Genomic DNA, 15,733 nt, shown 5'->3' on the forward strand with positions numbered 1-15,733 from the left:
TTGTTATTTTATCTTGGTTCTATTTTACTGTTTTATCAGATTAAAAAGAACAACATCATTTTCATTAATTTTATAATCCTTACTGTAAATACCTGTTGCATCAATCGTTACTTTTTCTGTTGCGATTACGGCTCCATTATTTTTCTCTTTAAGTGAATTAACCTGCTGTCTGGTGAGCTGTGCAGGTTTCCCCAGTGCCAGATAATCTGCAAAAACGTCATTTGTTTTATAGCCGACTTTGTAGATTTCCAGCGTATATTTTCCTTTTTGGAGGCCGGAAACTTCAACTTTTACTTTTCCTTTTTCCTTCGAAGGCAAATCCTGTACATAATAAGTTTGGTTCCAGACTTTGTCTCCCGGATGTGTATTGGTAAAATCCCAGAATAAAAGCTGAACACCTCCTTTTGAATTTTTAGTCACCAATGAAGCCTTATCTGCGTTTTGAAGTTCTGTTTGTCCTAATTTGTTCAGGAAATAATACGAGAGATAAGCTGGTTTCTTAATTCCCTGCGTATTTAGCAATCCGAAACCTCCGTGAAAGGGTGTAAATCTTGGACCTGCCTCTTCAAAAATATCGGTAAAAACCCAGTAAGACATAGAATTTGCCGCATTGCCAACTTCTTTGAGTTTTTGAAGAATGTAGGCTGCCGAATGGTAACTATCGTGAATAGGATCTGACGGTGTATAAGATGAACTCCATTCTGTGTAGTGTAATTCCAGATTTGGCTTAACCGAATTTGAAATCTGCTTATGCGACTTGATCACATCTCCGCTGATACTGCTTTCGTCTGGGCTCAAAACAGTTCCCGAAGTTCCAAATTCATCCAGATATCCCTGATTTACTCCGTAAGTATGTGTCGAAATAAAATCTAACGGAACATTATTTTTAGCAGTAAATTCAATGGTTTCCGGAACCCATCCTGCACCGGCTGTTGCTGGTCCCCCCACTTTGAAGTCCTTATTTACAGCTTTTACGCCACGCGCAGCGTAATCATACAATTTGAAATATTCTTCCTGAGTACCTGTCCAGAAACCCGGTGTTAAGTTTGGTTCGTTCCAGACTTCAAAATACCATGTTTTTACTTCTTCATCTCCGTAACGTTCTTTGAAATGCGCGGTTAGATTCCGAATCAAATCTTCCCATTTTTTATAATCTTTTGGAGGTGTAACATTTCCTTTCCACCAAAAAATCGTTTCTTTTCCGCTTGCAAGTGCATTTGGCATGAAACCTAATTCAACAAAAGGTTTCATTTTTAAACTCACAATAAAGTCGAACAAAACATCAACATATTGATAATTATACTCCGGATTTCCTTTTGAATCTTCCCGATAAACAGCCATATCATCAGACAATAAACCATGAAATCGAATGTATTTGAAATCACATTCTTTTTTTACCATTGCCAATTGCTGCTGCCAGTCGGCGCGGAGTCCTTCATTCGCCCGACCTGCACCGATACATTCTTTGAACATGGTGTTTAATTTTCCGGAAGATTTATTGAAATCTACTTTTATGGTTCGGTTTTCATTTTGTCCAAACGAATGGATTGAACTAAATAAAGCTGCTGCTAGTATTAAAAGTTTTTTCATCTGAAAATGGTTTCTATTCTTTGCTACTCCCGATAGCTATCGGGATAATTAGGATTCTTTTCTTTTTTTCTCTCGCAGATTTAGCAGATCATGGAGATTTAAATCTTTTTAATCCTTTAATCGGCGACTATATTTTTCACACAGATTTGGAAAAATAAATCTGCGAGAACATAAAATCTTTTTAATCCTGTAATCTGTGGCAAAATATTTTCTTACTTAACTATATGTTAGACGCACTGCAGTGCGTCTCTACGAAAATCTTTACGAATTACAATTTTTTAAACCTTATCGCTGTTCCTCCTGCTCCACCTAATTTTAAATGTAATGTATCTGTAGATTTTACCTTTTTCTTAGATATGGCAACAGCAGTTGGATTATGCGTTTCGTCTGTTCCTTCTGCGTCAGCATAAATCTGCGCTTCATAAGTTGCACTTGTGTCTAAAAATGATAATGAAACCGTTAAATCCCTGCTTTTTTCGTTTGTCATACTTCCTAAATACCAGTCTTCACTATTTTTGTCTTTACGAACCGTAGTCAGGTATTCACCAATTTCTGCATTTAAAACTTTTGTATCTTTCCAGTCTGTCGGAACATCTTTTAAGAATTGCATTGCCGGAACATTATAATTCTCTGGAAGATCAGCCAGCATTTGAATGGGAGAATAAAAAGTGACATACATTGCCAACTGCTGAGCTGTTGTTCCGTGAATTCTTTTTCCCGGGTAACCTTGTTTGATTTCAACATCTAAAACTCCCGGAGTATATTCCATTGGTCCTGACAGCATTCTTGTGAATGGAAGAATCACAACATGACTTGGGGGATTTCCTTCGCTCCATGCGTTATATTCCTGACCTCGCGCTGCTTCTCTTGCCAGCATGTTTGGATATGTTCTGCGCTCTCCTGTATCTTTTATCGGTTCATGATAGAAAACAGCCAAATCATACTGCGCCGCTTTTTCTAAAACATATCTAAAATAATTTACACCAAACTGACCATGGTGCCATTCTTTCATATTTAATTTTGAACCAACGTGGCCAATTTTTACGGTGTGGATTCCTAATTTTTTGTATAAAGCAAAACCGGCATCAATTTGTTTCATGTAATTAATCAGGTTCGATCCTGTCTCATGATATCCGATCAATTCTACGCCTTTTGATTTTCCGTATTCTACTACTTTTTCCAGATCGAAATTATCTGCAGATTGTGTGAAACTAAACATGTGCATACGGTTTTCATACCAAGCCGGAGTCCAGCCTTTGTTCCAGCCCTCAATCAATAAGTGGTGCAATCCTTCTTTGGCCGTAAAATCGATATATTCTTTGGCATGAGCAGTAGTAGCTCCTTGTTTTTCGCCTTCCCAAAAAGTATATTTCCCGATGTGCATCGCCCACCAGATTCCGAAATATTTATACGGCTGAACATACGATGGTTTTCCTAATTTGTTAGGTTCATTTAGATTTAAAATCAAATAGGAATCGATTAAATCTCCTGATTTTTCAGCAATTTGAATCGTTCTCCAGGAAGAAGTAAAAGCATCTTTTACTCTAACTTTTACTCCATCAGCCCAAGGCACTAAATTCGATTTTAATTGCGTCCCTTCAGTTTGTTCCAAAGTCATACTCGCAAAATCAATTAAATTGGCTTCGTGAAAACTTAGTTTCAAACCACTTTTACTTTCAATGGTTAATGGTGTATGAACCGTATCTAATTTACTAACTGGTGAAGCAGTATACAAATACTCATAACGTTCTGGTTTGAATGCCGGAATCCACCATGCTTTTCCGTCTTCTTTTAAGTTGAAAGTCGTTTTTTCATCCATGATAAAAATACTGTCTTTCACATTTTGCTTTGGATACACATATCTAAAAGCTACTCCGTCATCAAAAGCACGGAACTGAATTTGTAATTTTCTTTTGTTTCCTGTTTTTTGTTCTAAATCAACTATTAATTGATTGTAGTGATTTCTGATCTTTTTCTTTTCTCCCCAAACTTGTTCCCAAGTCTCGTCAAACGTAGAAGTTTTTGCTCCTTTTATTTCAAAGTTTGTACTTAAGTCTTCGTTTCCTTTCAATACAAATCCCAAATCTGAAGGTGTAATAACTTCGGTTTTTCCGTGAGAAACGGCATATTTCGGAGCATTTTTTACCAGCTCAAATTTGATTTTGTTTTTTCCGTTTGGCGATGCCAGTTCGTAAGCGTTCTTGTTTTTCTGACTGTATCCAACGACGATTGAAAACAATACGGCTGGGAGAATTAGATAGTTTTTCATGTTTTTTGGTATTATATTTTTTTTGCCACTCCCAATAGCTATCGGGATAAAAGGATTGAAAAGGATTTTTTATTTTTTCTCTCGCAGATCTGGCAGATTGAGCTGATTTTAATATTAAAAAAATCTGCATGATCTGCTAAATCTGCGAGAGTAATAATCCTTTTAATCTGTATAATCTGTGGCTATTTTTTATGCCCCTAATTACACCAATTCAATTCGTGGAAATTCGTGTAATTAGTGACTAACTTTTTTATTTAATCCACTCGGTTTTAAAAGTGGTTTTCCCGTTTAATGGATTTGCTGCTACGTCGAAATTGTTTCCATTTTTGTTCACTTTTATTTCTTTTACAGCATCTCCTTCTGGCAAAAATACTTTGGCTGTCGCCGAAGTGGTTTTATCGCTTGCAAAAACTTTTAGCGTCAACTTGCTCCAGTCCATATCCTTGGTAGATTGTGCCAGTGCAATATGCGGAATCGCAGAACCATCTCTGACCAAAACTACAATTGGCACTTCACCTGCTTTAATTTTATGCCATCCTCCTTCGTATACTTTTTTGGTCTGGTAATCAATCCATGTTCCTGCCGGAAGGTAAACGTCTCTTTCTTCAACTTCTTCAAAAAGCGGTGCAACCAACATACTTGATCCGAATAAATATTCATTGTCAACCAGCCACGCTCCGGGATCGTTTGGATATTCTACAAACAAAGCACGCATCATCGGCAATCCCTTTTGAGAACTTTCTTTTGCCTGAGCGTAGATATATGGCATTAATTCGTAACGCATATTGTCTGCTTTTCTAAATCCTTCCAAGAAATCTTTGCTGTACAACCAAGGTTCGCGAGGCGGTTCTCCGTGGCTTCTTACGTGCGAAGTAAACATTCCGAAAGGTGTCCATCTTCTGTAAATATTTTCAGGAGATTTAGTTGCGAAACCTCCAACATCATGACTCCAGAAACTAAAACCGGAAAGACCTAATGAAAGTCCTCCACGCAATTCTGCAGACATGGCTCCGTTTGTTGTTTCGGCATCACCACCCCAATGCAACGGATAACGCTGGGATCCTGCCCAGGTACTTCTTGCCCAGATTAGAGTATAACCTTTTTCTTTCTGAGTGATTTCGGCAACTGCTTTGTTGTAACGTAATGGATATAAATTGTGTTCATAGAAACCAGTTCTGCCCGAATGGTAAATGCCGTCTGGCGGAGCAGCTTCTCCAAAATCTACTTTGAAAACCGCAACCCCGTCATCAAATAGTTTCTTCAGTTTTCCCTGATACCAGGAAACCGTTTCGGGATTTGAGAAATCTAAAACCGCATCTTCATAAGGCAGGTTTCCTTTACGATCTCTCACAGCCAGGTTTTTTTCCATAATTTCCGGGAACAAAGTGTTCTTTGGGGTGAAATAAGGCAATTGCCACAAACAAATCTGAAAACCATCTTTTTTCAAATCAGACATCATTTTTACAGCATCCGGAAAACGGGATTTTGCAAATTCATAATTGTTTCTCCAATCTACATCAAACCAGCCTGTATCGAAGTGAATTACATCTGTCGGGATTTTGTATTTACGTAAATCTCTCGCAACGTCACGTCCTTCTTTTTCTGAGAAATAGGTAATACGGCTCATCCAGAAACCAAATGACCAAAGTGGGGGCATCGCAGCCTTTCCGGTTAAATCAGTATATTGATCTAAAATGTCTTTGGGCTCTCCGATAAAGAAAAACAAATCGGCTTCATCATCGCCAATGTACATTTCGTTGGCACTGGCAAAATACTTCCCAAAGTCAACTGTGATTGGAGTTGAATGGTGCATGAAAACGCCGTAACCACGGCTGCTCATATAAAACGGAATCGGTTTGTACATGGTTTCATTCTGGATTCCGTTGGCATCATCCGTCCATAAAACTACTTTTTGACCGCGTTTGTTGAATTGTGTGAATGATTCTCCACAGCCAAATATTTTTTCGTCCGGTTCTAAGCTGAAAGCCGCTCCCATACTTCTGGAGTAATCGCTGTTTCTGCGAACATAAGAAAACGGAAGCGTTGGCGTATAGGTATTTTTAAAATCGGTATCATGAAGTGTACTGGTTAGCAGTTTTCCTTTTTCATCATAGATTTTTACGTGCCATGGTTTAATCAAAATCTCGACTCTGCCATGTTTGCCTGTATAACTGTGACCGCCTTCGATTTTAGCATATTTCCATAATTCCGGATGATTTGGCGCAACGCCGTCAACCAACATCAGGGATTCTTTTTCTGGGTGAAACTGTGGACCAGAAGTCGTTTTGATACGAAGGGTTCTATCAGAAACAAACTGAATTTCGAATGGCAAAACAGGAGATTCTGCGTATTCTGTTGTTGGGAATTCGTTTGCTTTTTCAACATCAGGTTTCATCATCATATTGTTGAAAGCCTGACGTGTTTTATAATTGTAACGCAAATATTTAATTGTTCCTTTTGCTGTTGCCGGGTCAAAAGAAGCCAATTCATCTGCGAAATAAAACGTATTCAGATAGTTCTGAAAATCTTTACTAATATCTATTGGTGCATTAAGCACATCTGCATTTTGGATTTGAGCATTCGCTTTTGGAACTGCTAAAAATCCCAAAACAAAAGCAGAAACTAGTGCGGTTAATTGTGAGTTTTTCATGGGTTAGTTTTATTTTTTTTCCACAGATTAAAATGATTCGAAAGGATTTTTTCTTTTTCTTTTCTCTCGCAAATTTTGCAGATCATGCAGATTTAAATCTTTTAATTCTTTAATCTGTGGCCATCTTTTTACACAGATTGGGAAAAAAAATCCGCATGATCTGCCAAATCTGCGAGAGTATAAAATCTTTTAATTCTTTTAAACTGTATCTATATTTAAAAATTAAAAATTAGAAAACTTATTCTGTTGTAATTACAATGGTCGATTGTTTTAGTCCATTCGCTTTAGCGGTTAATTCTAATCTTCCGGATTTATCTCCCGATTGTACAATTACGAGACATTTTCCGGCTAGAGCGGTATGTTTAGTTCCTTTGTACGGTTCGTGACTTACCGGATCTCCACTGCAAACGCCTACTATTTTTCCGTTTCCTTTTAATGAAAAGTTGATTTCGTTATTGGCATTTGGTGCTATTGTTCCGTTAGCATCCAAAACATCTGCAGTTACAAAAGACAAATCGTTTTTGTCTGCTTTAATGGTACTTCTGTCAGCCGTTAATTTCAGTTGCGAAGGATTTCCGGCAGTTTTGATTTCTTTTTCTAAAACCACTTTTCCGCCTTTACGGGAAACTGCTTTTAGAGTCCCCGCTTCAAAAGGAATTCGCCACATGACATGCAAATCGTCTCCTTTTTTTGCTCTTTTTCCAACTGATTTTCCGTTTACGAAAAGTTCAACCTCATCGGCTTTATTGTAGTATGCCCAAACATCAACCGTTTGTCCTGTTTTCCAGTTCCAATGCGGGAAAACGTGAAGAACATCTTTATTTGTCCATTCACTTTGGTACATATAATAGACGTCTTTTGGGAAACCCGCTAAATCGACAATACCAAAATAGGAACTTACCGATGGCCACTCGTATGGTGTTGGTTCTCCAATGTAATCGAAACCTGTCCAAACATACATTCCAGCCAGAAAATCATGTTTTTTTATGATTTTCCAGGTTGCTTCGTGCGTAGATCCCCAGGGTGTCTGCACCTGATCATAAGCCGAAACGGTATTTCCCGGATTTCCTCCTTCAAATTTCTTATCCCAGCTAACCGGCCATTTTTTAATTGTGTCCGAAACAGCATCATAATAACCTCTTGTCTGCAAACCTGAGGTAGTTTCGGTTGCGATGAAAGGGGTTTTTGGAAAATTTTTTAAATGATGTTCGAAAGTCTGATGCGCATAATTGTATCCTATCAAATCTAAAACTCCAGATCCGGCAAGCGGATTAATCGAAACATTCTTTTTCTCAAATTGCAAAGTTACCGCATCAATATTCATATTTACCGGCGGATTCATTCCTGCTGTCAACGGTCTTGTTTTATCGTACTGGCGTGTGATGGCAGCTAACTCTTTAGCGATTTCAATTCCGGTTTCATTCCATTGTTCCGGAATTTCATTTCCGATACTCCACATAAAAATACTTGGATGATTGCGGTCACGACGTAATTGATCTGCTAAATCTTGTCTATGCCATTTGTCCCAATCATTTGCATAATCGTATTTGGTTTTGTTTTGTTTCCACATGTCAAAAGCTTCATCCATTACAATAAAACCCATTTTGTCGCAAAGATTTAGAAGTTCCGGAGCGGGAGGATTGTGTGAAGTTCTGATTCCGTTTACACCCATTTCTTTCAAAATCTCCAACTGACGCTCAATAGCGCGTGTATTAATTGCAGCGCCTAACGGACCTAAATCGTGGTGCATGCAAACTCCTTTTATTTTGACTTGTTTTCCATTCAGGATAAAACCTTTATTCAGATCAAACTTAAATTCTCTTATTCCGAAATTGGTTTTGTATTGATCTACAACTTTATCGTCAACTAAAATTTCCGTAACTGCTGTGTACAATTCCGGTTTTTCAACTGACCATAACGCCGGATTTTCAACTTCTGCTGACTGCTTTATAATTTGACTTCCGTCTGCATTGATTGTTATATCTTGAGTAACCGATGTTACTTTGGTGTCTTCTTTAAAAATAGTTGTCGTTACTGTTGTTTTTTTACCTTCTGTATATTGATTTTTAATTGTTGTTTCAATACTTACTGAAGCTTTTTCGGCAGTAACTTTTGGAGTTGTAATATACGTTCCCCATTGTTCAACGTGAAGTTTGTCTGTGGTTTCGATCCAGACATTTCTAAAAATTCCGGAACCCGAATACCAGCGTGAATTAGGTTGTTTTGAATTGTCAACCTTAACAATTATTTCGTTGTTTTTATCTCCGTAATTTAAATATGGAGTAATCTCATATTGAAAACCAATATATCCGTTTGGACGTTTTCCTAAGTAATGTCCGTTTACCCAGACTTCGCTGTTTCTGTAAACGCCGTCAAAGGTGATCGATGTTATTTTTGCAGTGTCTTCAGCAGCCACTTTGAATGTTTTTTTGTACCATCCTAAACCGCCGTTCAGGGATCCGCCTCCATAACCGGCAGGACTTTTTTTATTAAATTTTTCTTCGATACTCCAGTCGTGGGGAACGTCTAAAGTTCTCCATTTTGTTGTAGCACTAATTGTATCTTTATCAACGAGGCTATCATTAAGATGGAAACTCCAGTCTGAATTAAAAGACACTTTTCTGCTTTCAAAATCAGTATTTTTCTTATTGCAGCTAAAAACTGCAAAAAGTCCCAAAATTGTCAAGGCCTTTAAAAAATTCAAATGTTTCATCTTTTTTTTATAATAATTAGAAGAAAATAAATTTACCCATAATTACCAACCAATTCATAAGGCGGCAAATTATTATTTTTGAGGTATGTATTGTTGTATTTTTTAGTCTTAAACTGATTTGATTTTGTCAAAAAAATAATAAGACATCCCTAAACACTTTCTTTCAAAAAAATAGTACTAAGATTGTATTTAGAGATGACTTAATTATTTAAAAAATGGTTTTTAGATTATTAATTACTTAGGACAAAGTGGAAAATCATATACTCACTTTTCACCTCATCACGTTTTCCAAACCAGATGTCAGTAACCACATTACCAGTTTTTGCAGTTTTAACAATTTTCCATTGGTTTTTAGCCGTAGTAGACACCGTTGCCCAGGAACTTCCTATTGGAAATGATGGAGTTATACCGCTAAAAGTGATAATATTAGTTCCATCAGTAGTGGTAGAATAAGTCCCTGATTTTGTTGCACCATTACTGTCTATGGTTGTTACTTTACCATCATCTGAGAAGCTAATTTTGTTTTTAACAACTGTAGCCTGATCACCCGAAACATATCCTGGCCAGCCAGCTGCTTCATAATCAGCAACAGAATTCCAGTTGTTTAACATTTCACCATTCAAATCAGTCCAGTTAAAAGGAGTGTCCTTGCTTAAATGCCATGTTTTAGTGGTTGTTGATGTAGTTGACAATAAATCATCCACACTTCCGCCATTTAAATCAATTGCAGGATTTGGATCCGGAACATCTTTTGGCACCCAGTTATCGCTATAGTCTTTTGATATAAAGTTAAAAACCAATGTTGCTGTAGACTCACAACTATTTTTTCTCATCACACCTACTTGTAATGTGTTTTCAGTTAAAGACATGATTTTCATCGATTTCCAATCTACAACACAATTCTCATTTTCATTAGGGTGTATGATCGTAGCATTAGAAGTCGTTAAGGTTTTTGCAGCAGCGTCTAAAAAGAATGTTCCGGACTCCTGACCATACGCCGGAGACATCTTATGATCTGTTTTTAAAAATGGACCACCCTCTAAACTAAATGTCATACTTCCGTAATCACCTTTAGCTGCAATCCATTGGTTGCCCTTCCACTCCGGAAGCCAATTCCAGCAATCAGTACCATAACAACCATTATCACCCCCTTCTAACCATGCATTATCAGCTCCGTAAAAGTACATTGGACCAATAAAATATTTCGAAACCCCATCTGCATTTAAATCCAAAAGCCAGGTTTTAGATTTTCCAACACCGCCTGTAAGTAAATTCCAAAGAGGATCGTTTACATAAGTTAAGTTGTCCTGCGTAACCGTCACGGTGTAAGGATCTAACTCTACAATACCACCACCGGTAACAGCTGTAATTTTGATTGTATAGTTTCCTTTAAAAGCATATTTAACCGTTTCAGTCGCTTTATTTGATTTACCTGTCCCATAATCCCAGGTAAGCACAACTCCCGGAGTTTTATTTTTCAGTATGACAGTATTTCCTCCCGGATCAACTTCAAAATCCTGTGTAATTTCATAATCAATATCTGATTTATCAGTCACGGCATCTAACGAATAAGTGTCAGGTGAACAGGATGACAATAGCAATAGCAGTGTCAAAAATGTTGTAATTATTATTTTAATATTTTTCATTTTCTTTAGTTTTTAGTTTAAAATTACCAGCCGGCATTTTGTTTTAAAATATTTCCTGATAATGTAATCTGCGTATTAGGAATTTGCGATAATCCTTTTGTTTCCTGAATCTTAGCAGCCGATATTGTTTTTGTTCCGGCAACTCCTCCGCTTAATAAAGTTGTTGATTCTGCAATTTCTGACGAGGCTTTACCGATTCCCTGACGCAATAAATCCCAGTATCTGATGCCCTCAAGTGCAAACTCTAAGCGTCTTTCATCCATAATATTTTCCTGTGTTACTGACTTAGCTGTAAAATTAGTTTTATACGCTCTTTGTCTCACCTGGTCAAAATACGACTGAGCACTCCCGCTGCCTAATTCAGCTGCCATTAACAATACATCAGCATATCGCAATACAACATAATCCTGAAACTGGCTGATATCCCAAAACTGGCTGCCCAAAACAAGCGGAAGATCTTTTCCGTCCTTATCTACCATTGGTGCGTATTTTTTATTATAATATCCTGTATATTCTCTCTGACTGTTTATTTTGTCAAATTCTATGTTTTCTTCTTCAATTCCAATGATGGTTGCTGCACGCCTTGTATCATTAGCATCAAAATCATCCCATAATTTTGAGTTCACGGTAACTCCCCATCCACGGCCATAAGGATATGATGAAAACTCTCTCATACCAAACATTACCAGCCAATGATTGCCATCTGTGTTTCCGTTATAATCACTTGTATAAGTATATTTTATAGAAAATATGAATTCTTTGTTGCTTTCACCTGCATATTTATCAACCGAAGCTGCCGGCCATAAAGTAGAAAAATCATCAACTAAACCGTGACCACTCGATGCAATAACATCTTCTAAATGCTTCAAAGCCTGAGCTTTAGTAACAATCCCGGCTAAATCTGCTTTTCCATAATATCCTGTGTAATATAAATAAACACGCCCTAACAGGGATTTTGCTGCCCATTTCGTAATTCTTCCGCCGGGTACAGAATTGTATGCCGCTGCTGGCAAATTCTCTGAAGCAAATACCAAATCCTCTGCTATTACTTTATAAACTTCCTCCGGAGCTGCCTGTGGAATGTTCTCTTTAGACGGAGTTGTTAAAAGCGGTATGTTTCCCCACAAACGTACCATCTCAAAATAAAGATAAGCCCTGATGAATTTAGTCTCAGATTCATAAGTACTTCTTAGTGCAGTATCTCCACCCCAGTCAATCTGATCCATTTTTGACAGGAAAACATTACAACGATACAAAGCTCTGTAATAGGCAACCCAATTATTATTGAGAAGATCCACATCAGATGGAGAACGACTCTTATCAAATTCATCTACCATTGCATAATTGTAACCATCTGAAGCTCCGGTACCGCCAAAACAATCATCTGACATCACTTCTGTTATTACAGGAACTCCCAAACCACCGGCACCAGTCGCTACTTGCAAACCATCATAACAACCAACTAATGCAGTATAAGCATCCTCTGTTGTTTTATAAAAATTTGTATCTGTTTGTTGTGTCAGAGGTTCAGTTTCTAAACTGCAAGAACCCAGAGACAATAAACTCAAACAGAAAATATATAAATAGGTATTTTTCATTATCTTATTTATTAAAGTTTAACATTTAATCCCAACATATAGGTTCTTGGTCTTGGGTAGTACCCTACATCCACACCTGATGAAAACTTTTGATCATCATTTGAAGAACCAAATCCAATTTCAGGATCCATACCATCATATTTTGTAAAAGTGTAAAGATTTAATACAGAAAAGTAAATTCTGAACTGGCTGGCAAAGAACGATTTAGATTTATCCATTTTGGCTAAATCAAATCCTAGAGTAACGGTGTTAATCCTTAAAAAATCACCATCCTGAACATATAAGTCTGAAAATTGTGTAAAGTTTCTGTTATCTTCTGTTACTCTTGGCATTGAATTCGAAGACCCTTCACCGTGCCAACGGCTCAATATTCTGGAAGTATAATTACCAAAAGCACCCGATTGGTTTCGGTAAGATTGTACAATCTGGTTTCCTGCCACACCATTTGCCATCAATGAAAAATCAAATGCTTTATAGTTTGCTGATAAAGAAAAACCATAGGTAAAATCAGGATTAGGATTTCCGATGCTGGTTTTATCAAGAGAGTCAATTTTATCATCTCCGTTTGTATTTACGTAGATAATATCTCCCGGAGCTGCACCAGGCTGTAATACTACACCGCTATCCGATTTATAATTATCAATTTGTTCCTGATTCTGAAAAACGCCTCCTGTTTTGTAACCCCAGAAATATCCCAAAGGAAATCCGTTTTCCGCTCTGTAGAATTCGCCCGCATTATCATAAAGTTCATTATTCAACCCATGAATTATACCATCTGTTGTAGGTATCTTACCTACTGTATTTTTATTATAGGCACCATTTGCACTCACACTATAATTAAAATCACCAATATTGTTTTGATAATTCAGGCTTAACTCCACCCCTTTATTCTCTACATCCCCACCATTAATATAAGGCGGTACTTCAGCACCCGCAGTTGCTAACATTGGAGCTAAAATCAGCCAGTCCTTGTTTGTTTTTTTATAAACATCAAAAGTAACGTTCAGGGCATTATTCAAAAATCTGGCATCCAGACCCACGTTAATCTGATCTGAATTTTCCCATTTTAAATCAGGATTTGCAAATCTCAGAGGATAGGTTCCCGGTGTAAGGACTCCCTCTGTATCACCAAAAATATAATTTGTATTATTCGATTTCATTACAGCTAAATATTGAAAGTTTCCAACTGCCTGATTACCAACCTGACCCCAGCTCGCTCTCAATTTTAAAAAATTAATAGCTTGAGAATCTTTCAAAAATGTTTCATTAGACATTACCCATCCAGCAGACACTGATGGGAAATAGCTCCATTGATTATCGGGAGCAAATTTTGATGAACCATCAGCTCTCAGAGTAGCATTAATCAAATAGGTGTCTTTAAAGTTATAATTTAATCTCCCAAAATAAGACATCAATATATTTTCTTCTTTTTTCCCTTTTATAGTTATTTTTGTGCCGTCTTTATTTGTAGTATTATCTATCCACGCATGTTCTAAATCATTAAAAACAGAATCTGCATTATTTGCTTCTACAGAAGTTCCTGCATAATTAATATAAGATGTTCCCAGCATTGCTTCGAAATGATGATCTTCAGCAACATTGAATTTATACCCCAATAAATTATCCCAGTTGATACGTCTGCTTTTAAACATGTTTTGGTTGACAGTATCAAAATTATTATTTGCATAAATTGACAGATGATATACAGGTTTGTATGAATGTCCTTCAGACACATAATAATCAAGTCCTAAAGTTGTTCTAAACGTAAGGTCTTTTATGGGTTCAATCTGTAAATAAACATTTCCTAATAACTTCTGATTGTTACTTTCATTTTGATTGTTGTAGTCCATCATTGCATAAGGATTTGCAACTCCATTTAACCATGGTTCAGTACTATTTGTATTTGTAGTGTCAAAATAATTACCATCGGCATCGTACATTGGCAATAACGGAGTAGTCTGAAATGCGCTTCTTAAAGAATTGTTGTATTGATTTCCAACTCCAATACCATTTTTATCTACATAAGCAAAACTTAGATTCTGTCCCAGAGTTAAAATGTCTTTATATAATTTATGTTCTGAATTGAATCTGAAATTGTAACGTTCATAGTTCGACAAATCTTTGCCGCCAACTACTCCTTCCTGTCCTAAATAAGACAATGAGGTAGAATACACTGAAGTCTCTGAACCGCCTGATGCTCCAAACGAGAAGTTTTTGGTAGCTGCATTATCTGTCAACATTTTATCCATCCAGTTCGTACCTTTTCCTAAAGCAGCAATCTGATCATTAGTAAAATAAGGATTTTTACCTGAGTTTACTGCCGCTTCATTCAAAATAGTGGCGTATTCTCTGGCATCTAATAAATCAACTTTTCTGGCTACCGACTGTACGCCATAATATTGGTCAAATGTAATTTTTCCCGGAGAACCTCTTTTCCCTTTTTTGGTTGTAACCAAAACAACTCCGTTTGCAGCCTGAGATCCGTAAATGGCAGACGAAGCCGCATCTTTTAAAACCGAAATTGATTCAATATCAGAATTGCTTAGATAAGCAATATCACCTGTAATTACACCATCTACAACATACAGCGGACTGCTTCCTCCCGTAGTCCCTAATCCCCTTATAACAACATTCATAGATTCTCCAGGCTGCCCGGAAGTAGATGTAATCTGAATACCAGCTGCCTGTCCTTGCAGTCCCTGAAGTGCGTTGATAGTGTTAGTTTTAGCAAGGTTTTCACCTGATACCTGAGCAACGGCAGTAGTAACCGCTGTTCTTTTTTGCGTACCATACCCAATAACTACGACTTCTTTAAGATCTGCCGCTTCAGTTTGTAAAGTGACAGCAATTGTTTTTTGCGATCCTAAAGTTACACGCTGGGTTTTGAACCCCATAAAACTGATTGCTATTACATCACCAGTTTTTGCCTCTATCCTGAAATTACCGTCAAAATCTGTCGAAGTTCCTCTTTTCGTCCCTTCAATTGCTACAGTAGCACCTGGAATTCCAATACCGTCGTCTGCTGATTTTACATTTCCGCTTACAAATTGGGATTGCTCTTGTGCAAAACCCGACTGTATCGTAAATACGTTAAGCAGCAGCACCACGAAAAACTGGAGCATTGTCGGTTTAATACAATAATTGCTTTTCATAATCATTAATAATTTGGTTAAAGTTTGTTGTTAGTTGTTTTAATCTAATTAATAGGCATTCAAAATATTTTGTACATCATTTTTTGTTTCCACCTGTAAAAAATCCCTGTTATCT

At 37.1% G+C, this 15,733-nt stretch carries 7 protein-coding genes; all 7 read right to left on the reverse strand.

Annotated elements, in window-relative coordinates; genetic code table 11:
- Positions 1 to 24: 24 nt before the first annotated feature.
- The 7 genes from GXM17_RS06450 to GXM17_RS06480 all read right to left on the reverse strand — a co-directional run bounded on the left by GXM17_RS06450 (position 25) and on the right by GXM17_RS06480 (position 15,618).
- Positions 25 to 1,590 (reverse strand): GH39 family glycosyl hydrolase, encoded by a 1,566-nt coding sequence (locus GXM17_RS06450; RefSeq protein ID WP_163398477.1) that lies wholly within the window; start codon positions 1,588 to 1,590, stop codon positions 25 to 27.
- A gap of 268 nt (positions 1,591 to 1,858) precedes the next feature.
- Entirely contained in the window at positions 1,859 to 3,859 is a 2,001-nt protein-coding gene (locus tag GXM17_RS06455; RefSeq protein WP_163398478.1) for a glycoside hydrolase family 97 protein, read from the reverse strand.
- 250 nt (positions 3,860 to 4,109) lie between these two features.
- Entirely contained in the window at positions 4,110 to 6,509 is a 2,400-nt protein-coding gene (locus GXM17_RS06460) for a glycoside hydrolase family 31 protein (protein WP_163398479.1), read from the reverse strand.
- A gap of 238 nt (positions 6,510 to 6,747) precedes the next feature.
- Entirely contained in the window at positions 6,748 to 9,222 is a 2,475-nt protein-coding gene (locus tag GXM17_RS06465; RefSeq protein ID WP_163398480.1) for a glycoside hydrolase family 2 TIM barrel-domain containing protein, read from the reverse strand.
- Between the two features lie 230 nt (positions 9,223 to 9,452).
- Entirely contained in the window at positions 9,453 to 10,868 is a 1,416-nt protein-coding gene (locus GXM17_RS06470; RefSeq protein ID WP_163398481.1) for a hypothetical protein, read from the reverse strand.
- A gap of 23 nt (positions 10,869 to 10,891) precedes the next feature.
- The gene (locus tag GXM17_RS06475; protein ID WP_163398482.1) at positions 10,892 to 12,466 is read right to left on the reverse strand and encodes a RagB/SusD family nutrient uptake outer membrane protein; all 1,575 of its coding nucleotides are present in this window, start codon (positions 12,464 to 12,466) and stop codon (positions 10,892 to 10,894) included.
- A gap of 11 nt (positions 12,467 to 12,477) precedes the next feature.
- A complete protein-coding gene (locus tag GXM17_RS06480; protein ID WP_163398483.1) occupies positions 12,478 to 15,618 on the reverse strand; it encodes a SusC/RagA family TonB-linked outer membrane protein in 3,141 nt (1,046 codons plus the stop codon).
- Positions 15,619 to 15,733: the final 115 nt, after the last annotated feature.

It is taken from the genome of Flavobacterium fluviatile (assembly GCF_010645065.1).
Classification (GTDB): domain Bacteria; phylum Bacteroidota; class Bacteroidia; order Flavobacteriales; family Flavobacteriaceae; genus Flavobacterium; species Flavobacterium fluviatile.